This is a genomic window from Pseudomonas frederiksbergensis (assembly GCF_003732705.1).
Classification (GTDB): Bacteria; Pseudomonadota; Gammaproteobacteria; order Pseudomonadales; family Pseudomonadaceae; genus Aquipseudomonas; species Aquipseudomonas frederiksbergensis_F.
The window spans coordinates 285607-307221 of sequence record NZ_MOBR01000009.1 but is presented as its reverse complement, the minus strand read 5'-3'; the positions used below and the strand labels follow the sequence as shown (position 1 = coordinate 307221).

Genomic DNA, 21615 nt, shown 5'->3' with positions numbered 1-21615 from the left:
GGACTGCATTAATAGGCAGTTGCTAGATTCATGAGCTTCCAGCTCACTTGAGTTCAAATGGCACAACGCTGTTGTGCCAACACGGTTCTTACTTGGCGAAAAGCTGGCTCATATCCTTGAAGGCCTTGAACTCAAGGGCATTACCGCAAGGGTCAAACAAAAACATGGTGGCTTGCTCGCCGACCTGCCCTTTGAAACGAATGTAGGGTTCGATCACAAACTCAGTGCCAAAGGACTTCAGGCGCTCGGCCAGCGCTTCCCACTCTTCCCAGCCCAGAATGATGCCGAAGTGCGGAACAGGTACGTCGTGGCCGTCTACCGGGTTGCTATGGACGCTTTCCTGAGACGCGGTTTTTGGGTGTTCGTGAATAACCAACTGGTGGCCATAAAAGTTGAAGTCGACCCACTGGTTGCTGGAACGACCTTCTTCCAGGCCGAACACTTCGCCGTAAAACGTGCGCGCGCCAGCGAGGTTGTAAACGGGGATTGCGAGGTGGAAAGGCGAGAGGCTCATCAGAACTCCAATACAGTTTTTGTTGGTAAAGGACGGAACTCATGAATGTTGGCCGTTGGTTTTTCGCGACGCTTCAAGTTCCGTCGTCCCACCGACATCGGCTCCTAGGTTCGGGCTGTTGCCGGGGGACAGGTACATCGTAGGGCGCCTCACAAAACAAAAAAATCAATATAATTTTCTTAGAAACACAATTAATATTTGTGAATGATCAAAGAACTCAAAACACTCATCGCCGTTGCACGGGAAGGTACGTTTGCCGCTGCCGGGAACAAAATCGGCCTCACCCAGGCAGCGGTGAGCGCCCAGATTCAGCGTCTGGAGGCCGAGCTCGGCTTCGAGATATTCGACAGGAAGGGACGCTCGGCCCACCTGAACAGGATGGGCCATCAAATACTCCTGCAAGCGCAAGAGCTGCTTCGGCTTTACGACAATCTGGGCTCAACCACGATCGGACTTCCTGCGAGCGTGCTGGTGAACATCGGTGCCATCGCTTCCGTACAGCGATCCTATCTTCCAGATGCACTGGCCAGGTTTCACCAACAATGCCCGCAGTGCCGAACCCGCGTAATTCCGGGGCTATCGATGGAGTTGGTGAACCTCGTGGATGCCGGCGAGATCGACATGGCCGCCATCATTCGCCCACCCTTCTCGCTCCAGAGCGATCTACGCTGGACGACCCTGGCGCTTGAACCCTACCGGCTGATCGTACCGCGCGACGTGCCGGGAGACGATTGGTCAAAACTGCTTTCAAGCCAACCATTCATTCGGTACGACCGATCATCCTTCGGGGGCCGGCAGGTGGATCGCTTCCTTCGGCAGATGCATTTCACCTTACGCGAAGTTTGCGAGCTGGATGAACTGGAGGCGATCATCAAGCTCGTGGAGAACGGCGTCGGTGTAGCGCTGGTGCCGCAGACCGCAACCGATCAGGAATGGCCCGAAGGTGTACGAGCGTTCGATCTCGGACAGCACACCTTCCACCGTGATATCGGGCTCGTACACAGGTCTCGACAGAGCTTCACCGAACCGGTACGGATACTGGCCCAACTGATCAGTGAGCAAGTCAGGACCGGTTCTGAATAAATCCACACAGGAAAAAGGCCTGACTTGGTGGCACGTACCGCCTCCTTCGCCATGTTGTAAGGGCGTATCCTGCAAGCCGTTCACACCGGCCAACGAGGCGAAGTTAATGACCCTGCCCTCCCCTCTGGCTTTGAGGTGTGGGTAACAGATTTGTATCCGTCTGTATAAAACCCCGCGCTAGATACGCAACACCCGATTTCGCGGCGTCCACGCACACATCACCGATACACCCGAGCGTTTAACTGTGTTCACCGGATAGCAGCAGCTACCGACCCACTCAAACTAAACGCACGGAGCATCACCCATGTTCAACTTCTCGAAAGTCTCGTCCCTGGTACTCGGTCTAGCATTGATTGGCGGCCTCGGCCTGTCGAACCTGGCCTCGGCCAACACCTTGGGCGCTGCCGCCCACAGCTCGGCCCAGCAACTGCTGGTGGAAGGTGGTTCGGATCGGCTGCAACAGAATCGCGTTGCGGAATATGGCTCTGAAAACCTGCAAAAGAATCGTGTCGCCGAGGGTGGTTCGGATCGCCTGATCCAGAATCGTGTCGCCGAAGGCGGCGCCGATCGCCTGCAAGTGCTGCGCGAACGTGTCGCGCTGTTCAGCCCAGGCAATGCAGCGCACACCGGTGTGGTCGTCGCAGAAAACCGCCCTGAGTTCGGCTCGAAATATCAGCGGTATTGATTGCCTGCTTACATCCGCAAAGCCGAGACTGTGACGTTTTAGCTTCTGGTGTTATGAACGATCATCTCGGCTGATTCATTTGGACTCTCGCAGACAAGGAGCACAACTTATGAAAATCGGTTTCCTGGGGCTTGGCAGCATGGGCCAGGCGATTGCTGCCAATCTTTTGAAAAGTGGTCACGAAGTGTGGGTGTGGAATCGCTCACCGGAACCGGCGCAGAAACTGGTCGAGCTTGGCGCCCACGCCGCGGCGACCCCGACCCAGGCCTTCACCGCAGATATCGTGTTCAGCATGCTGGCCGACGATAAGGCACTGCGTGCGGTGTTACTGGACTCCGGGTTGCTGGCCCAGCTCAAGGGGCCGCTGATTCACGTCAACCTGGCGACGATTGCCGTGGCCTTCGCCGAGGAGCTGGCCGCCCTGCATGAAGCCCAGGGCATCGACTACATCGCCGCGCCAGTGATGGGTCGCCCCAACGTCGCGGCCACGGCTCAACTCAACATCCTGGTCGCCGGACCGGAGGCGGCTATCGATCGTGTCCAACCGCTTCTTGATCTGATCGGGCGAAAAACCTGGCGCCTGGGTGATAAAGCCTCGAGCGCCAACGCCATGAAGTTGGCCACCAACTTCCTGCTGGTGTCGGCGGTACAAGCCATGAGTGAAGCGGCGGTGTTGGTGACCCGTCACGATCTGCCCTCCGCCGCGCTGATCGATCTGGTATCGACCACTATCTTCACCGGCCCGGTCTATCAAGGTTACGGCGCCCTGATCGGTGAGCGCCGATATGAACCGGCCGCTTTCAAGGCGTCCCTTGGGCTCAAAGACGTCGACTTGATCCTCGCCGCCGCTGCCGACGTATCGATCCAGCTGCCGACAGCAGACCTGATCCGCGCCAACCTGCTGGATGCTATCGCCCATGGTGAAGGCGATAAGGATCTCGCCGTACTGGCCGAAGTCGAGGAAAGGCGCACATTGGCAGCGGCGGGACAAACAGCACCTGATTGAGCCGATCCTACGGGGCGATCAAGCAAGAGGAACCAAGTGTCATCACCCCCTCTTGCCACCGCGATTTATTGCTCGTCCGCCGCTCAAGCACGGCAGACGGGCAATAAGCAAAAGAGCAATCACACCGCCGCAACGTCCTGCAGGTGCGCATAGCTATCGACGAAGCGTTTAAATTTATGCTGGCCGCAGGTGTAGGCGGCGTACTTCGCAGGTAACGCCTCGCTGACGCAGGTGGGCACCGGTTCAACGACGGCATCGAAATCCAGATCGATGAAGAACGGAATGGAATAGCGTTCCAGACCGCTGGTGTTGATCACGCGATGCATGGTCGAGGTGTAGCGATCGTTGGTGAGGGTTTGCACCAGGTCACCAATATTGACGATGAACGTGCCTTCAACCGGTGGAGCCGTCACCCAGTCGCCGGCACGATTGCGCACTTGCAAACCGCCGACGGCGTCTTGAGACAGGACGGTCAGGAAACCGTAGTCCGTGTGCGCCCCAATACCGATTTCCTCCTGGGTCACCTTTCCCATCTGCGGTGGGTAACGCAGGATTCGCTGGATCGTGATGGGTTTGCGTTGACGCTGTTCAAAGTAATTTTGTGGCAAGTCCAGACTCAGCGCGATCCCGCCGATGAGTGTTCTGGCGAGCGACAGCACAGCGCTGTGATAAGTCTCGGCAACCGCTTGGAATTGCGGCAACGTAGAGGGCATCAGATTCGGCCCGAAAAACGGCGAAACCTCCTCGTAATGAGCGCCGCAATCAAAGCACTCCTTGAAATCCCGGGTGTTGGCGGGATCGACGTTTTCCGCATACATCGGAATATAGCCGCGTAGCGTCGGCCCGGAGTTGACGATGTTCAGCCGGTTCTTTTCTTCGTAAGGCAACTTGAAGAAGCTTTTGGTGAGCCGGTACATCTCATCGATCAATGGCTGCTCGATGCCATGGTTCTTTATGTAAAAGAACCCGACCTGTTCGCAGGCATCGCCAATTTGCCGGGCCACCTGAAGCGGATTCTCGCCATTAAGCAGCGACGAGATATCGATGATTGGAATCTCGGTAAACGCGGTTTGCTTGCTGGCCAGACGGCTATCGAATAACTCAGTCACGTATGCACTCCTTTCCAACACATCATCAGGCGGAAGATTGAGAAAGCACGGCTGCGCCCTCTTCAATCCATGTTTTGCCGGATCTTAGTCCTGGATTTTTTGGCACGCAAGCAAAATGTACACAGGTGTACATCATGATTGACACTCATGAACATTCGACTTACCGTCATGTCAAACCCTGCATGATGTTCTGTTCGAGGAGCGCAATACATGTCCAGCGATCCCTTGCTGCAACCCTACAAAATCAAAAACCTGACGCTGCGCAATCGCATCATGACCACATCCCATGAACCGGCCTATCCGGTCGATGGCATGCCCAAGGAGCTTTATCGGGCGTATCACGTCGAGCGTGCCAAGGCTGGCGTGGCACTGACGATGACCGCTGGTTCCGCTGCGGTGTCGCGCGATAGCCCGCCGGTGTTCAACAACATCCTGGCGTACAAGGACGAAGTGGTCGGCTGGATGAAGGATTTAACCGATGAGTGCCATGAACACGGCGCTGCGGTGATGATCCAACTGACCCACTTGGGTCGGCGCACCCGCTGGGACAAGGCCGACTGGCTGCCGGTGGTTTCGCCGTCTCACCGTCGCGAAGCGTCGCACCGCTCCTTTCCCAAGAAGATGGAAGAGTGGGATATCGAACGGATCATCAAGGATTACGTCGATGCGGCCGAGCGCATGAAAGCAGCCGGGCTGGATGGCCTGGAACTCCAGGCCTACGGGCATTTGATGGATCAGTTCTGGTCGCCGCTGACCAATGATCTTGAAGGCCCCTACGGCGGTTCCCTGGAAAACCGTCTGCGGTTTACGTTCGATATCCTGCGCGGCATCCGCAAGCAATGCGGCGAGGACTTTTTGCTCGGCGTGCGCTACACCGGGGACGAGGATCTTCCCGGTGGATTTGGCGCGCAGGAAGGCATCGCGATTTCGCACATGCTCAAGGACAGCGGTCTGGTTGATTTCCTTAACGTGGTGCGCGGGCATATTGATACTGATGCCGGCCTCACCGATGTGATTCCCATCCAGGGCATGCGCAACTCGCCGCACCTGGATTTCGCCGGTGAGATCCGCGCGGCGACAGGTTTCCCGACCTTCCATGCGGCCAAGATCCCCGACGTCGCCACCGCCCGGCATGCCATCGCCTCCGGCAAGATCGACATGGTGGGCATGACCCGCGCGCACATGACCGACCCGCATATCGTGCGCAAGATTATCGAAAAGCGTGAAGAAGAAATCCGTCCGTGCGTGGGGGCAAACTACTGCCTGGATCGCATCTACCAGGGCGGCGCCGCGTATTGCATCCACAATGCCGCGACCGGGCGCGAAACCACCATGCCCCACGAAATCCCCAAGGCAGCGACCAAGCGCAAGGTCGTCGTCATCGGCACCGGGCCGGCGGGACTGGAGGCGGCACGGGTGGCCGGTGAGCGCGGTCACGCCGTTACGGTGTTCGAAGTGGCCGACCAACCCGGCGGACAGATTCGGCTGACCGCCCTGAGCGAGCGTCGTCGCGAGATGATCAGCATCATCGACTGGCGCATGGCGCAGTGCGAACGGCTGGGCGTGAAGTTTCACTTCAACACCTGGGCCGAGGCCTCGACGGTCATGGCTGAGGAACCGGACGTGGTCATCGTCGCCACCGGTGGTTTGCCGCACACCGAAGTGCTCAAGCATGGCAATGAACTGGTGGTGTCGGCCTGGGACATTATTTCCGGCGACATCAAACCCGGCCAAAACGTACTGATCTTCGACGATGCCGGCGACCACGCGGCGCTACAGGCCGCCGAGGTCATTGCCAACAGTGGGGCGAAACTGGAGATCGTCACGCCTGACCGGTCGTTTGCACCGGAGGTGATGGCCATGAACCTGGTGCCTTACATGCGCAGCCTGCAAGACCTCAACGTCACCTTTACGGTTACGTACCGGGTGGATTCCGTTGAAAAGCGCGACGGCCAACTGGTGGCCCACTTCGGCAGCGATTACCGCCAGGTGCACAAGCAGCGGGTGGTCGATCAGGTAGTGATCAACCACGGCACCCTGCCCCTGGATGATCTGTACTTCGACCTGCGACCCCATTCCAGCAATGACGGGGCGGTCGAGCAGCACAGCCTGATTGCCGGCAAAGCGCAGAACATCGTGACCAACCCCGAGGGGCGTTTCCAGTTGTTCCGGATCGGCGATGCCGTCTCGGCGCGCAATACCCACGCAGCCATTTACGATGCGCTGCGACTGCTGAAAGACATTTGAAGCGATGCCCTGATCCCGGCGATCAGGGCACCTCGCTACATCCCGCGCCGCGCCACTGCAGCACCCGCCGCCACGGCCCGGCCGATGACGGCTTCGATATTTTCATCCGCCATCGACTGCAATGCCGCTGCCGTCACCCCACGGTAAGCCATCAACGACTCGATCAGTTGCTGCGGATCGTGGCGGGCAAGCATCTGCCCTCCCCCGACCACTGCGCCGCGTGCCGCCTGTTGTGCGATGGCAAGTGGAATCCCGGCGGCTACGGCCTGATTGGTCAGCGCCAGTTGCAACATGGCCGGAAAGGCCGGCCCGGTCCCGGACAACGCACTCAGGTAATCGATACAGTCTTCATCCGGCACTTCACTCGCCGTGCCGACGCACTCAAACAGACGCTGCACCCAGGCACGGTCGCGCTCATCCAGTGGTCCGGCGCTGTACCAAGGCGTGAAGGATTGCCGGATTTCCACGGCGGCATTGGGCATGGCGCGCACAACCACTGCTGCACCGCTGGCGGCACGAATGTCCGTCGCAGTGACACCCGCCATCAGGGAAATCACCACTTTGCCGCTGGCGTTGATCTGCAGTGTACGAAATTGCTCCGGCCGAATAGACAGCACCACGACATTACTGAGGTCCACCAATTGCTGGTTATCCGCCAGCAGACGCACATCCGGCCCGAAGGTGCTTGTGCCGGAGCGATTCGAGATCAATACGTCGTCAGGCTTCAGAAGATGCTGTTCGAGCAGCGCCTCGACGATGGCGCGCCCCAGCCAACCGGTGCCGCCGATGACGCCCAGGGTTCTATTGGCCATCGGCAGTCGACTCTTCGAAGGTATCGACCAAGGGAACAAAGACGCCCGGCTCTTTTTCCGCGTAGCCGAACTTCCCAAAAAAACGGTCCAGCTCGCGGCGCTTGGGTGCCTTGCCGGTAAACACGCTCACGTACTGGGGAATCCGTCGAAAACGCACGACGATGTCTTCAGTGGTCTTCATGGAGATATAGCCGATCTGCGTCAGGTAGATGGTCCTGGCGCGCACGTCCGCCGCCTCGTTTTCGTAGCCGAACCGTCGGAACATGGCGGCCAGGGCATTCATCCGGGTTTCGTCCGCCAGGGCGATTTCGTCCTTGACCTCGTCTGATTGCAAGGCCCAGCTGCGCACCGCAAATTCAAACTGGGAATCGAACAGATCAGGGTTTACCCAGCACTCGAAAATATTGAGGATCGCCTCGGAAATACTTTCCGCGTAGCTCTCGCACTGGTTAACCATGCCGCCGGTGTTCTTGTCGCGCCATCGAGCCAGGAGTGCCGCGAGCAATTGTTCACGGTCGGTGTAGAACCAGTAGAAGCTGGTACGTGACAAGTTCAAGTGTTTGGCCAGCGGCATCACCCGCACCGCATCCACACCGGACTCTTTGAGCGCATCGTAGGCGGCGTCCAGCCAGACATCGACGGAGCCGCGCCAGCCTGCATCCTGCCCTTTGGTTTTCGCCTTTGCTGCCTGCGACATCCGCGTGCACCTTCTTTTGAAAATTCTTCGCCACTCTACACCTCAGTATCCGTGGCGTACACGCCATGTACAGTGGCGTACATTTTTTGGACGCTGATCCTCCCTCTCGACTGCAATTCCCTCTTTTTGGATAACAGCACGTTATCTTTGGCCCGGTAAAAAAGTTGCTAGACGCTATGAAGCCGTGAAACCAAATAATGGTTCTACCGAAAAACAATAATAGGTAGGTGCCATGAAGTTCGATAACAAGGTGGTGATCGTTACAGGCGCGGCTGGGGGTGTGGGACAGGCGCTGGCGTTACTGTTTGCCCGTGAAGGCGCCAGGCTTTTCCTGTCTGATCTTGACGAAGCCGGTTGCAAATCAATTGCCGCCAAGGTCCGAGAACTCGGCGCCGAAGTGCACTATCTGGCCGGCGATCTGCGCCGCAAAGAATATTGCGAAGCCATCGTCCAAACGGCCGTCGATGTCTTTTCGGGGATCGATATCGTATTGAACAACGCGGGCATTATTCCTCGGGGCACCATTGAGGAAACCACTGACGAAATGTGGTTCGACGCCATGGGCGTCAACCTGAACGCCGTGTTCTTCATCTGCCGCGCAGCGATACCGCACATGAAAAATCGCCCCGGCGCCACGATCGTCAATACCTCTTCGGTCTGGGGCATTTACCCCGGCCCGGCCCACGTGGCGTATTGCACCAGCAAAGGGGCGGTGGCGGCGCTGACCAAGAACCTGGGCCGCGACTGTGCGCCGTTGGGCATCCGTGTGAACGCTGTCTGCCCCCACGAAATCAATACGCCGATGATCCGCAGCGGCTTTGAGCGGCGTGGCCTGGACCCGGACAAGGCCGTGCAGGAGTTGAACAAGAGCGTGCCACTGGGGCGTATCGCCGAGCCCGAGGATATCGCCGATGTCATCGCGTTTCTGGCGTCCGACGAAGCCCGGTACATCGCCGGTGAAACCGTAGAAGTCACCGGCGCCAAGCCGGTATCAGGTTGAGGAGAACGCGCGATGCTCAAGGGTAAAAATGCAGTGGTGACCGGGGGCGGCCGAGGCATTGGCCGGGGGATTACCGAGAAACTGCTTGAAGCGGGAGCTTCGGTGCTGATCGCTCAGCGCCAGGCGCTGGACGCGCAATTACGCAAGCACCCCCGCGTGCATTTCGTCGAGGCCGACCTTGCCTCGATCGAGTCCCCGGGATTGATCGCGCAAGTCGCTCAGGAGCAACTCGGCGGCGTCGATGTGCTGGTCAACAACGCGGGGTTCATGTTCGAGAAAACCATCGATGACATGACCGAGCAGGATTGGGATCGCATGATGGCGGTCAATCTGCGGGCGCCGGCATTTCTGTGCAAGGCGCTCGTGCCTCAGATGCGGCGCCGAGGCGCAGGCAGCATCATCAACATCGGGTCGATCGAAGGGATCGGTTCTAACCCTGAACATGCCGCCTATTGCGCCTCCAAGGCCGGCATCCACGGATTGACCCGGGCGCTGGCGGTCGATCTTGGGCGGGACAGCATTCGCTGTAATGCCATCGCCCCCGGGTGGATCAATTCCGAGTTGAGTGATGCGTATCTCGCCACCCAGGCTGATCCGCGAGCGGCGCGTCAGGCCTTGCTGCGACTTCATCCGGTCGGGCGCACCGGGATGCCGACGGACATTGGCGGCGCCGTGGTGTTCCTCGCCTCCGAGTTATCGGCCTTCATCACCGGCCAAGTGCTGGTGGTGGATGGCGGCCGCACCGCGAAACTGCCGTTGCCGTTTTGAACGCATAAGTTGCAAACGGAGGGGGCGTTCGCCCCCTCCCCTTAACCTTCCCGCCCGGCCCAGAACTCATGCCAGCGAATCACCGAACTCACCCCCAACTTGGTGATCAGTTTGGGTGGCAGCCTGCTGGGTCCTGGTGCGTGACTGAAACTGTTCAGAAACTCCGACCGCGTACCCGACGCCAACTCCGCCGCCATCACCCCTGCCAGGGTGCTCTTGACGGTACCCAATCCATTTTCGCAGCATGCCGAGTAAAGGTTTTCTTCAATCTCCCCAAACGCAGCGGCACTGTTGCGGCTCAAACACAGACGCCCTGCCCAGCTGAACTCCAATGCCGTGGATTGCAGCTCGGGAAAGCGCGCATCCAGCGAATGCCGCTGTTCCTTGGCAACCGCCGCCACACGTTCTGGCGTTACCTGGATCGTCGGGTCATAGGTGAACTTGGTCCGGATGACGATGCGCGATTGACCGTCCGCAGAGATCTTGCGCACCGTCGCGCCCATGGGATCCGCCGGTAACAAGGCCCACTTGGCTTTGCCCGACACCCGTTTGCCGAACGCCTCGTCGCTGTACGCTGCCGTCATGGAGGCGTAAGTGAAGACGTGCAGCAAGCGTCCTTGATAGTGGCCAAAATCTTCAATGTGACCGTTAACCCCGAGTATGACCTTGGGTGCATGCACTGACCCGTCTGGCGACCGAGCCACCCAGTCGCTGCCTTGCTTCGACAATTCAACAATCGGCGAACACTCATACAGCGTGATGTTCCCGGCCAGTCCCGCGGCCAGGTCCCGGATGTATTGCGCGGGTTGAATCATCACCGCGCCGGGGGTGTAGATCCCGCCGTGGTAATAGGTCGAGCCGGTGATTTCACGCATCTGCGCGGCATCCAGCATCTCGTACTTTTCGCCAATACTCTCAAGGGAGTGAGCGTAATTGACGTTCAGTTTCAATCCGCGCTCGGTGGCGGCCGCGTTGATCTTCCCTGAAGGGTCGAACGTCTCGGCTGACATCCCGTACTCGCGTGCCGCCTGGGCCGCGAACTCGATCGCAAAGCGATTTTGCGTGATCTCCAGCGCCGTGGCCGACCCGCTTGCCACGGAGTATTCACCGGACGACAGACTGTGCGGCACATCGATCATGAAACCCGAGTTGCGGCCGGCCGGTCCCTTGGCCACTTCATGCGCATCGACCACCACAATGCGGTCACCGGGGTGCAGCTGCGAAAGCCTGCGCGCAGCGGAAAGGCCGGCAAAACCGGCACCAATAATCAGCCAGTCCGCCATCACGTTTCCATCAAGCCTGCGCACGGGCGCAGTGCGAACGGAAATCGCCTCCCAACCTGAGACCCCGGTGTCGACCGGCAGGCGCTTGATGGTATGGGTGCTCATTTTTCGGTCTCTTCATCCGACCGATCAGACACATCGATCCAGATGGTTTTGATTTCGGTGTACTGGTCATGGGCAAAAATCGATTTGTCCCGACCGCCGAAACCCGATTCCTTGTAGCCGCCGAACGGGGTCGACGCATCGCCCTCGCCAAAGCAGTTCACGGTGACGATGCCGGCGCGGATTTCCCGCGACAACTTGATCGCCCGGCGCAAGCTGCCGGTATAAACCGAGGCCGCCAGGCCGTATAGCGTGTCATTGGCCAGGGCAATCGCTTCGCTGAGCGTATTGAACGTGGTGACCGACAGGATCGGGCCGAAGATTTCTTCCTGGAACAACCGGCTATTGCGCTCCACACCGTCAATCACGGTCGGTTCGACAAAGGCGCCGTCCTGGGTGGCGCCACCGTACACGACGCTGAGATTCCCGGCAGTCGCGTGCTCAAGGTACGACTTCACCTTGGCGAAATGTTCCGGGCTGACCAGTGACCCGACGCGGTTTTCCGGATCGAGCGGGTCGCCCATTTTCCACTCGCGGATGTAGGCGCCCATGCGTTCCAGCAGTTCATCCTTGACCGAGGCATGCACAATCAGGCGCGAAGTCGCGGAACAGTTTTCGCCCATGTTCCAGAACGCACCGTTGACCACATGCTGGGCGACGAGATCCAGGTCTTGCGCATCATCCATCACTACCGCCGGGTTTTTCCCGCCGCACTCCAGCACGATGCGTTTCAGGTTCGAATCGGCGGCGTAATGCAGGAATCGGCGGCCGGTCGCGGTTGAGCCGGTGAAACTCACCATATCCACGTCGTTATGCAAGCCAATCGGCTCACCGACCTCCTTGCCCGTGCCGGTCACAATGTTCAACACGCCGGCGGGAATCCCGGCTTCAAACGCGAGCTGGGCCACGCGCAAGGTGGTCAACGAGGTTTGCTCGGCCGGTTTGACGATGACCGAACAACCGGCCGCGAGCGCCGGACCGATTTTCCAGGCCAGCATCAACAGCGGGAAATTCCACGGCAATACGCAGCCCACCACGCCGATGGGCTCGCGGACTACCAGGGTCAGCGCGTCGCTGCCCACCGGAGCGGTGTTGTCGTAAATCTTGTCGATCAATTCCGCGTGCCAGCGTAGCGTGTGGATGGTGTCCGGCACGTCCACCAACTGGCATTCACTCACAGGTTTGCCGCTGTCGAGACTCTCAAGGACGGCCAGTTCGTGCTGATGATTTTCCAGCAGGCTGGCAAATTTCAGTAGGACGGCTTTGCGTTCCCGAGGGGAAATCGAGCGCCAGCGTCCATCCTCGAACGCCTCTTTGGCATTACTCACCGCAAGGTCCACATCCTCGGCCGAACACGCCGCGACGTCCGTCAAAAACGCACCGGTCGCCGGGTTGTGCGTCGCGAAGGTTTGGCCCGAGATCGCCGGTCTGAACGCGCCGTTGATAAACGCCTTGGAGGGCAGCGAAATGTCTTTCGCCAGGGCGGCATACTCGGCTTTGCTGAGAAGATCACCCATGGCTGGCTCCCGAAGTAATGTTGGCTACATTGCGTTTAAGTTCGGCGATGACTGAGGCCAGGCTTTGCTGTTCTTCGGCTTCAAGTGGCTGCAGCGGCAAGCGCACGTCGCCTACGTTCAACCCGGCAATTTCGCAACCGTGCTTGATCGACTGCACGAACTTGCCGCCGTCCAAGGCATTCATCAGCGGCATCATCGCCGACATGATCTGACGGCCCTTGTCGAAGTTCTTTTCGATTACGCAGGCTTCATAAAGCGCTACGTGCTCACGGGGCAGGAAGTTGGAACCGGCGCACACCCAGCTCCTGGCGCCCCAGGCAAAAAACTCAAGCGACTGGTCATCCCAGCCACATGACAGTCCGATATTCGGAAACTGCCGCGCCAGCAAATGCACCCGGCCCATGTCGCCGGAGCTCTCTTTAATGGCAATCACGTTTTGCGACTCGCTCACGCGGGTCAGGTACTCCTCATCCATCGACACGCACATGCGGCCCGGGTAGTTGTAAAGCATGATCGGCAAGTTGGCGGCGCGGTCGATGGTCAGCGCGTGGATCGCGTTTTCCCGGGAGGTTGGCAGTGCGTAAGGCGGCGACGTGACGAGTATGGCGTCGGCGTTGATCGCCTTGGCGTCCTTCGCGTACTGGACGGCATCTTCGGTGCGAATGGCCCCGGTACTAACGATCAGTTGCACACGAGTACCGATGACATCTTTGGCGTAGGCCGCGAGCTCAGTCCGTTCTTCCGACGTCTGCGCATAATATTCACCGGTCGAGCCGCCGATAATAATGCCGTGCACCTTCGCTTCAATCAGCGACTCCAAAACTTCCGAATACACACTCCAGTCGATCTCCCCGTCGGGTTTATAGGGGGTAACTGCTGGCGTATAGATACCTTCAAATTTCAAGATAAATGCTCCGAATGTGGGTTGTATGGAAGATCAACGTTGCCAATATTCAGACACGGGAATAACGACGGTACTTTTATCGCGCCGTTCATAGGCTTCAATAAAGCGTCATGATGTCCGTAGATCCGAAGTGGTTTACCGACTGGCAGGAATAACTCTTGAATCCAGACTGGCATGGGGCAGGAAGGTGGTCAATAGAGTGTATTTCTTGCTTGCAGGTGTTTAAACATCAGAGTGCCAAACCCTGCCTGATTTTTATACGTTTAATTTCAATCACTTATAAAACAGGTGCCGAAGCCGCAACCTCAATCGATAACATTTGTTTATGCATTGCTCAGCGTAAAAGTTTCTTGTTGATAGATGATTGGGGTCGTAGCCTTACAACAGCGATATTTTATCAACGAATAAACGGCGAAGTTTTTCCGCACGCCCATCTCATTAGTTTGAATCTGCTGATCGGGCTCGAATAAGCGGATATAAAAATATTGCTATACATGCACACATGGACAAATAAACGAAACAAGTGACCTTCAGCCTCATCACGCTGAGCAGGCTGGATATGTCGCCCCCTTGGTAATCTGGAGTGTGTTGACCGTGAGCACTAAATCGGCCGTTTCAAATCTTATTGCGCAGCGCAAGCCTGACTACGCGCTGCCAGGTGCCCTTTATAGCGACCCGGACGTTTACCGGCAGGACCTGGAACAGATCTGGCACAAAAGCTGGATCTTCGCCGGACACACCTTCGAGCTGGAGAAGCCAGGCCAGTACCTGTCGCTGCAAGTGGGCGACTACCCTGTCGCTGTCGTGCGTGGCGCCGATAAACAGATTCGGGCGTTCCATAACGCTTGCCGTCATCGCGGTTCCAAGGTGTGCCCGGAAGCCAGCGGCAAGGTCGCCAAACTCGTGTGCCCTTACCATAAATGGACCTATGAGCTGGACGGTAAATTGTTGTTCGCCGGCAACATGGGGGACGATTTCGACAAGTCCCAGCTTGGATTGAAACCGGTGCATTGCGAGGTCGTCGAGACCTACATCTATGTGTGCGTGGCGGACATCGCCCCGGACTTTTCGTCATTCAGGAAATCCGTCACCCCTTTCGTGGCGCCGCATTACCTGGACGACTGCAAAGTCGCGTTCGAGTCGAACATCATCGAAAAAGGCAACTGGAAACTGGTATTCGAGAACAACCGCGAGTGTTACCACTGCGACTTCACTCACCCGGAACTGATGCACTCCTTCGTCGACAACCCGTCAGTGGGCGGCGCGGGTGGCGATGAAGACCTCGAACTCAAGGAACATTGGGACCGCTGCGAAGCGGCCGGCCTGCCGAGTCGGCTGGTCATGGACGACAAGGGCCGGTTCCGCATGACCCGCATCCCACTGTTTTCGGGGGCCGTCAGCTACACCATGGACGGCAAGCCTGCGGTAGCCGGTCGCCTGGACACCACCGGCGAAGCCAATATCGGCGCCTTGTTGTATTTCAACTATCCCTCAACCTGGAACCACTTCCTCGGCGATCACGCATTGAGCTTCCGTGTTCTGCCGATCGGGCCGAACGAGACGATGGTCACCACCAAATGGATTGTTAAAAAGACCGCGCAGGAAGGCGTCGACTACGACATCGATCGACTGACCAAAGTCTGGCTCGCCACCAATGACCAGGACCGCATTTTGGTGGAAGGCGCTCAGGTCGGCGTCAACTCGCCGGCTTTCGAGCCTGGCCCGCTGTCGGTGGCCAGCGAAATTGGCGTGTGCCAGTTTGATGATTGGTACTGCAAGACGATGCTTGAGCAACTCAACGACACGATCACATTAAGGTCGGTCGGCTAAGTGCGCCTTTGCCGGCGGTGAGAACCCTGCAGGGCCACCGCTGGCATCCCCGTCTAATCGCTTCGGGAGAACTGCGCAAGAATCCAGTCCCTAAGCCGGCAACAAGCATCGTCATTGATTCGGTCTTCGCGAAAAGTCAGGTAGTGCTGGCTTTCATGCAGGACCACCTCCTCCTCGACCGGCCGAATCAACGTGCCATTTGCGATCAGGTTTGCCACCAGGTGATTCCAGCCGAGGGCGACGCCCTGATGGGTCAACACCATGCTGATCACCAGGTTGTAGTCATTCGCGTTGAAAACGTGCGGGCTGTCGTGGGGGCGTTTTTCGATATCGACATCGTGATAAGCCAGCCAGACGCCCCAATCGACGTGCTCTGCCACCTGGGATCTGCCATAGGGGCTGAGGTTCAGCAACACCCCGTCGCGCAAACCCTCCAGGCTGGAAAGCTCTGGGTGCTCATCTTTATAGCGAGGCGTGCACACCGGATAGATGACGTCATGAAACAGCGGATAACTCCGATAGCCATCCTGAACCCTGGCCATTTTGGTGATGAAAATGTCCGGAGTGACACCCGGCTCCATCGACAGGAAGTTTTGAGTGGTGACCAGGTTGAGGTCGATGTCTGCGTTCTTGGTGAAAAAACCCGGCAGCTTGGCGGCGAGCCAGAGGGCTGAAAACGCGGGGGAACAGCACAGCGTCAACGTGCGTTTGCCGGCATTGTTGGTGCGAATCCGCTCGGCGGCCTGGGAGATGTTCACGAAAGATAACTGTGCGGCATCGAAAAATATCGAACCGGCTTCCGTCAGCTCGACCGCCCGCCCCACTCGCTTGAACAGGTCCACTCCGAGGTACGCCTCAAGCTCTCGTATCTGCCGACTGATCGCTGCCTGGGTCACACACAGTGCTTCAGCCGCACGGGTGAAACTCTGGTATTTGGCAGCGGCAACGAATGACTTGACCGCTTTGAGCGACGGCATTTTCAGCAGCGTCATATCTGGATCGATGTGCTTAACCATAACCTAGAGTATTGAATGCCTGGTCAGGGGCCCCTGGAAGGGCCTTGAGAGATGAAATCAGCGGCAAGGTTCCACCCACAGCGCAAGCCCGAGAGTAGCTGAAACAAAGCGTCTACGACAGCGGGAAACAGCGCTTGAGTGCATAAAACGATGCTGTTCAAACGGAAATGCCAGTCTGTTCGCAATCGATAACATAGGGTTATTGATAGGTCAGAAGAAATGTTGTTAGACGCTGACCTTATTAGGTAATAACTTGGACCTCAAGGAACTGTTCAATTCAGCGCCGACAAAAGAAAAACAATAAACATCACATAATAATGAGGAAAGTCACAATGACTAATTCCCGTCCCTTCTCTCAGCTTGACTGCCCTCACACGCGCCGTCTTAACTGATCAAGATACGTACCGCAAAGTCTTGATTTTATGTCGTAATTGCAGCAGGAGGGGTTATGAGTCTTGGTGACGAGATACTCTCGGTAAAAAACATTTATAAAGTTTTTGGCACGCAACCAAAACTCGCCATGGACATGCTCGCCCGCGGCGCGGATAAGAATGAAATCTTCAGCAAGACGGGCCAAGTTGTCGGTGTTTTTGACGCCAGTTTTTCAGTAAAACGCGGAGAGATATTCGTCATCATGGGACTTTCCGGCTCCGGGAAGTCGACCATGGTTCGGTTGTTCAACCGACTGATCGAACCGACCTCGGGCACTATCCATCTCAATGGCCAGGAAATCACCGGTCTATCGGACGCGGATCTTTTGAGTGTTCGACGCAAAGACATGAGCATGGTGTTTCAGTCATTTGCGCTGATGCCTCATATGAGCGTGATCGACAACGTGGCGTTCGGCCTGGAAATCTCGGGGGTCGAAGAAAGCGAGCGTCATCTTCGTGCGCTGGAAGCCCTTAAACAGGTGGGCCTCGACGGACACGCCTACAGCTATCCGCATCAATTGTCGGGCGGTATGCAGCAACGGGTCGGCCTGGCCAGAGCGCTGGCCAATGACCCGGCCATCCTGCTGATGGACGAAGCCTTCTCGGCACTCGACCCGCTGATTCGCAGCGAAATGCAGGGCGAATTGATTCGCCTGCAAGCAGAGCAACACCGCACGATCATCTTCATTTCACACGACATCGACGAAGCGATTCGAATCGGCCATCGCATTGCGATTATGGAAGGCGGCCGGGTCGTGCAGATCGGCACGCCCCAGGAGCTGCTGTGTCACCCGGCGAATGATTACGTCAGGGCATTCTTCAAAGGTTTCGATGCATCAAAGATCCTGAAGGCTGGCGACGTTGCCAGGATCTGTGCGGAACACCCTTACGCGAAGGATCAAGCCACGCCTACGCTGCGTGATGATGTGCTACTTCAAGACATCTTCCACATTGTTGCAGATGCGGTTAATCCGGTTGCCGTGCTGGATCGCCAGGGAGTGTTCAAAGGCACGATCTCCAAGAGCCTATTGCTCCAGACAATGAGCCGCCACTAAGGCGTTACTTGCTGGCTTGCCAGGCTCAGACATTCAGGTGATTAGCATGAACGAATTCAATCTTCTAGACCCGTTTCAATCTATCAACGTTCCTCTGGGCCAATGGGTAGAAGTTATCCTTAATTATCTGGTTCATAACTTCCGCGATATATTCCGTTCGATCAGATGGCCAATCGACCAAGTACTCAATGGTATTCAGTTTGGCTTGCTGTCCATTCCCCCATCGATATTTATCATTGTTGCCACGTTGTTTGGCTGGCAGGTGGGTGGAAAGAAAATAGGCATCCTCTGTTTTGTCACGCTGACGCTGCTGGGCGTAATTGGTGTCTGGAATGACGCGATGATCACCCTCGCTCTGGTGCTCACTTCACTGTTTTTCTGCGCGGTCATTGGCATACCGCTTGGGGTCTTGTGCGCCCGCAGTGACCGGTTGGAGATGCTGCTGCGCCCGGTGCTCGACGCCATGCAAACACTGCCTGCATTCGTTTATCTGGTGCCCGTGGTCATGTTGTTTGGTATCGGCAACGTGCCGGGGGTGTTGGTCACCATCATCTTTTCGATCGCCCCGCTGGTCAGGCTGACCAATCTGGGCATTCGACAAGTGCCGGAAGACAAGGTCGAGGCCGCCCGTGCGTTCGGCTGTACCCCGCGACAAATGCTGAGGCGCGTGCAACTGCCGTTGGCGGCGCCGACGATCATGGCCGGCCTGAACCAGTCATTGATGTTGTCACTGTCGATGGTGGTCATCGCCTCGATGATTTCGGTGGGTGGCTTGGGAATGATGGTGCTGCGCGGGATCGGTCGCCTCGATATGGGCCTGGCGACCGTCGGTGGCGTAGGCCTGGTATTGCTGGCGATTTTCCTCGACCGCCTGACCCAGGCCATGGGCGAGCGCAGTAACCGGGCCACCAAAGGTGAGCGCTGGTACCAGACAGGCCCTGTAGGCGTGTTGTTTCGCCTGAAAAGAAAACCCCCCATTCAAAAAATCGAAGTCAGTCCGAAAGAAAGTTAACCCGCCTGGCGGCGCCGTGAACCATAAGAAATGCCAGCTCCTTAATTCACATAGGGTAACGACAATGAATTTCACACAACGCGCAATTGCACAAAATCTTATTCGTTCCGTGGCGCTTCTAGCCTTGGCGGTATCTCCAGTTTTCGCGTCCGCCGCGAATGCGCCAGAACCAGGCAAAGGGGTATCGATCACCCCTATTTTCCCGTCAATCGCCGAAGAGCGATTCCGCGGCGAGATTGCCATGGCGGGCCTCAAGGAACTTGGCTACAAAGTTCAGCCGCCCAAGGAGACCGAGTACTCCACCATGTTTGTTGCGCTCGCCAGTGGCGACGCCGACTTCACCGTGCACATGTGGGAAAAACTGCATGAATCGTTCTACGACAAAGCCGGTGGCGATGATGCGATGGTGAAATCCGGCGATATCATGCCGGGCGTGTTGCAGGGCTACATGATTGATAAAAAAACCGCTGACCAATACAAAATCACCTCGATTGAAGACTTGCAGAAACCCGAGATTGCCAAGCTGTTCGATGGCGATGGCGACGGTAAAGCCGACCTCACCGGTTGCAATCCAGGCTGGGGTTGCGAACTGATCATTGCGCACCAGATGAAAGCCTATGGCCTGACCAAGACCGTTTCAAACAATCAGGGCTCCTACTTTGCGCTGATGGCCGACACCATCGCCCGTTATAAACAAGGCAAGTCCATCCTCTATTACACCTGGGTGCCGCAATGGATTTCCGGTGTGCTGGTTGAAGGTAAAGACGTTGTCTGGCTGACCGTACCGCGTACCGATCTGCCCAGCGGTAAAAACGATACCAATACGACGTTTAACGGCAAAAACCTCGGTTTCCCGGTGGATTCGGTCAGGGCTGTCCTGAACAAAGAGTTCGCCGAGAAGAATCCGGTGGCCACCAAGTTTCTGTCCGAGATGCAAATCTCCACCGACGATGAAAGTGCGCAGAATCTGAAAATGCACAACGGCGAGAAAAGTGCAGCGGACATCACTCGTCATGCCGCGGAATGGATCGCCGCCCATCGCGGGAAGTACGACAGCTGGTTAGCGGATGCACGCGCCGCTGCAAATACCGCCACTGCACAGAAATAACCTCCGCGTTTAAAGCTGCTTAATAAGTTGCCCTGGCCCGGCAACTTTTCTTCTGTTTCGGAATTCACTCTTCAGGAATCATAAGATGCCGTTGTATTCTTTCGTCCAGAATTTCAGCTACAAGGACGTTCCGCAGCACACACGCGAGCTGGTTGAAACCTGCCTGCTGGACATTATCGGTGTGGCCGCGGGCGCTCGTGACAATCAAACCAGCGTCTTGCTCAAGGCCTACGCTGAGGCGAACTTCTCGGCCAATCAACTCGCCAGCCGATTGTGGTTCGACGGCAGGGCTGTTCATCCATTGGGCGCCGCGTATGCGGGTGGTTTCAGTGTCGATAGCCTGGACGCCCATGAAGGCCACTTCACCTCCAAAGGCCACGCCGGTGCAACGGTTGTGCCTGCGGTGATTGCGTTGGTGGATGCTTGCTTCAATCAAGGGCAAGACATCAGCGGCGAAGAGCTGCTCATGGCGCTATGCATCGGTTATGAAACAGCATTGCGTGCCGGTCAGGCCTTGATGGCCACAGCCCCGGAATATCACGCGTCGGGAGCTTTTTCCGGGATCGGCGTTGTCTGTGCGGGTGCACGCTTGCTGAAGCTGGACGAAACGACGTTTCGCCACGCCCTGGGTATCGCCGAATACTTCGGCCCGAGGTGCCCGATGATGCGGTTGATCAGCTTCCCGTCGATGCTGCGTGATGCCCACGGCGCCGGGGCGTTTGCCGGAGTCAACGCGCTACTGATGGCCCGGATGGGCATTACCGGTGCCCCGGCGGCGACGGTCGAACCGCTGGAAATTTCCAGCTTCTGGCAGGACATCGGCACCCGCTGGGAAATCGACGAGCAATATTTCAAGCCATGGCCCGTGTGTCGCTGGGCGCAACCGGCACTCACAGCGATGACCGCGCTGATGCAAACGCATCCCGCCATCAAGCCTGAGTCGATCGAAACCATCGACGTTGAAACATTCCATGAATCCGTGTGCTTGCAGGGGTATTTCCCGAAGAACGCGGATGAAGCCCAGTACGCGCTGGCGTTTCCACTGGCCGCCTTGATAACGCGCGGAAAGCTTGGCCCTGGCGAGGTCACCGGAGACGCCATTCATTCGCCGGACATTTTGAGTGTCAGCGCGAAGATCACCCTTCGCGAGGCGCCCGATCTGTCCAGCCGATTCCCGGAGGAAATTCTTTCCCGCGTGACCGTGACCCTGAAAGACGGCAGCCGTCTCGCCAGCCCTACGGCCACCGCCAAGGGCGACCCGGGCAACCCGATGTCGAGCGCCGAGCTGATCGATAAATACCATCTGCTCGCGGATGACAGCCTGGGTGTCACCCTCAGCAACGGGATTAAACAGGCCATTCAAGCCTTGCCCGACAGTCAGGATTGCCAGGCCTTTCTTGAGTTGTTGCTCAACGCGCCGAAAAGCGCTGTCTAGT

Annotated in this window: 19 protein-coding genes; 11 read left to right on the top strand and 8 right to left on the bottom strand. The window is 57.4% G+C overall.

Annotation, left to right across the window (positions count from 1 at the left end; genetic code table 11):
• Positions 1-88: 88 nt before the first annotated feature.
• A complete protein-coding gene (locus BK667_RS13010; RefSeq protein WP_046054868.1) occupies positions 89-514 on the bottom strand; it encodes a VOC family protein in 426 nt (141 codons plus the stop codon).
• A gap of 204 nt (positions 515-718) precedes the next feature.
• Here BK667_RS13010 and BK667_RS13005 point away from each other — a divergent pair, with 204 nt between their 5' ends.
• The 3 genes from BK667_RS13005 (at position 719) to BK667_RS12990 (ending at position 3288) form a co-directional block, all read left to right on the top strand.
• A complete protein-coding gene (locus tag BK667_RS13005; protein ID WP_123597832.1) occupies positions 719-1597 on the top strand; it encodes a LysR family transcriptional regulator in 879 nt (292 codons plus the stop codon).
• 304 nt (positions 1598-1901) lie between these two features.
• On the top strand, positions 1902-2282 hold the full coding sequence (locus tag BK667_RS12995; protein ID WP_123597831.1) for a hypothetical protein: 381 nt from the start codon (positions 1902-1904) through the stop codon (positions 2280-2282).
• A gap of 109 nt (positions 2283-2391) precedes the next feature.
• Positions 2392-3288 carry an NAD(P)-dependent oxidoreductase gene (locus tag BK667_RS12990; RefSeq protein ID WP_123597830.1) on the top strand — a complete coding sequence of 299 codons (897 nt, stop codon included), beginning with the start codon at positions 2392-2394 and terminating at the stop codon, positions 3286-3288.
• Positions 3289-3407: 119 nt separating this feature from the next.
• Here BK667_RS12990 and BK667_RS12985 read toward each other — a convergent pair whose 3' ends face one another.
• Positions 3408-4397 (bottom strand): isopenicillin N synthase family dioxygenase, encoded by a 990-nt coding sequence (locus BK667_RS12985; protein ID WP_123597829.1) that lies wholly within the window; start codon positions 4395-4397, stop codon positions 3408-3410.
• A 210-nt stretch (positions 4398-4607) separates the two neighbouring features.
• Between BK667_RS12985 and BK667_RS12980 the strand changes: the two genes are divergently transcribed.
• The gene (locus BK667_RS12980; RefSeq protein ID WP_123508344.1) at positions 4608-6644 is read left to right on the top strand and encodes an NADH:flavin oxidoreductase; all 2037 of its coding nucleotides are present in this window, start codon (positions 4608-4610) and stop codon (positions 6642-6644) included.
• A 35-nt stretch (positions 6645-6679) separates the two neighbouring features.
• Here BK667_RS12980 and BK667_RS12975 read toward each other — a convergent pair whose 3' ends face one another.
• Together BK667_RS12975 and BK667_RS12970 are read right to left on the bottom strand one after the other, a co-directional pair.
• Complete coding sequence (locus BK667_RS12975; protein WP_123508345.1) at positions 6680-7456, bottom strand: pyrroline-5-carboxylate reductase family protein; 777 nt, start codon at positions 7454-7456, stop codon at positions 6680-6682.
• Positions 7446-8153: a TetR/AcrR family transcriptional regulator gene (locus BK667_RS12970; RefSeq protein WP_123508346.1), complete on the bottom strand. Its 708-nt coding sequence runs from the start codon at positions 8151-8153 to the stop codon at positions 7446-7448. Before BK667_RS12970 ends, BK667_RS12975 begins: the two co-directional genes overlap by 11 nt.
• Before the next feature lie 232 nt (positions 8154-8385).
• Between BK667_RS12970 and BK667_RS12965 the strand changes: the two genes are divergently transcribed.
• Together BK667_RS12965 and BK667_RS12960 are read left to right on the top strand one after the other, a co-directional pair.
• Complete coding sequence (locus BK667_RS12965) at positions 8386-9153, top strand: SDR family NAD(P)-dependent oxidoreductase (RefSeq protein ID WP_123508347.1); 768 nt, start codon at positions 8386-8388, stop codon at positions 9151-9153.
• Between the two features lie 12 nt (positions 9154-9165).
• The gene (locus tag BK667_RS12960; RefSeq protein ID WP_123508348.1) at positions 9166-9921 is read left to right on the top strand and encodes an SDR family NAD(P)-dependent oxidoreductase; all 756 of its coding nucleotides are present in this window, start codon (positions 9166-9168) and stop codon (positions 9919-9921) included.
• Positions 9922-9962: 41 nt separating this feature from the next.
• Here BK667_RS12960 and BK667_RS12955 read toward each other — a convergent pair whose 3' ends face one another.
• The 3 genes from BK667_RS12955 to BK667_RS12945 are packed head-to-tail and all read right to left on the bottom strand — an operon-like array spanning position 9963 to position 13727.
• Complete coding sequence (locus tag BK667_RS12955; protein WP_123508349.1) at positions 9963-11309, bottom strand: NAD(P)/FAD-dependent oxidoreductase; 1347 nt, start codon at positions 11307-11309, stop codon at positions 9963-9965.
• A complete protein-coding gene (locus tag BK667_RS12950; protein WP_123508350.1) occupies positions 11306-12823 on the bottom strand; it encodes an aldehyde dehydrogenase in 1518 nt (505 codons plus the stop codon). Before BK667_RS12950 ends, BK667_RS12955 begins: the two co-directional genes overlap by 4 nt.
• On the bottom strand, positions 12816-13727 hold the full coding sequence (locus BK667_RS12945; protein WP_123508351.1) for a dihydrodipicolinate synthase family protein: 912 nt from the start codon (positions 13725-13727) through the stop codon (positions 12816-12818). The genes BK667_RS12950 and BK667_RS12945 overlap by 8 nt, the downstream gene beginning before the upstream one ends.
• A 594-nt stretch (positions 13728-14321) precedes the next feature.
• On the opposite strand from BK667_RS12945, the gene BK667_RS12940 reads away from it, so the two are divergent.
• Entirely contained in the window at positions 14322-15557 is a 1236-nt protein-coding gene (locus BK667_RS12940; RefSeq protein WP_123508397.1) for an aromatic ring-hydroxylating oxygenase subunit alpha, read from the top strand.
• A 53-nt stretch (positions 15558-15610) separates the two neighbouring features.
• Here the strand turns inward: BK667_RS12940 and BK667_RS12935 are convergent, their stop codons facing one another.
• A complete protein-coding gene (locus tag BK667_RS12935; protein ID WP_185058209.1) occupies positions 15611-16573 on the bottom strand; it encodes a LysR family transcriptional regulator in 963 nt (320 codons plus the stop codon).
• A 448-nt stretch (positions 16574-17021) separates the two neighbouring features.
• On the opposite strand from BK667_RS12935, the gene BK667_RS12930 reads away from it, so the two are divergent.
• The 4 genes from BK667_RS12930 to BK667_RS12915 all read left to right on the top strand — a co-directional run bounded on the left by BK667_RS12930 (position 17022) and on the right by BK667_RS12915 (position 21614).
• A complete protein-coding gene (locus tag BK667_RS12930) occupies positions 17022-18059 on the top strand; it encodes a quaternary amine ABC transporter ATP-binding protein (protein ID WP_123508352.1) in 1038 nt (345 codons plus the stop codon).
• 46 nt (positions 18060-18105) lie between these two features.
• A complete protein-coding gene (proW, locus tag BK667_RS12925) occupies positions 18106-19071 on the top strand; it encodes a glycine betaine/L-proline ABC transporter permease ProW (protein WP_123597828.1) in 966 nt (321 codons plus the stop codon).
• A 109-nt stretch (positions 19072-19180) separates the two neighbouring features.
• Positions 19181-20179, top strand: a complete 999-nt coding sequence (gene proX / locus BK667_RS12920) for a glycine betaine/L-proline ABC transporter substrate-binding protein ProX (protein WP_123508399.1) — start codon at positions 19181-19183, stop codon at positions 20177-20179.
• Between the two features lie 85 nt (positions 20180-20264).
• Entirely contained in the window at positions 20265-21614 is a 1350-nt protein-coding gene (locus tag BK667_RS12915; protein ID WP_123508354.1) for an MmgE/PrpD family protein, read from the top strand.
• Position 21615: the final 1 nt, after the last annotated feature.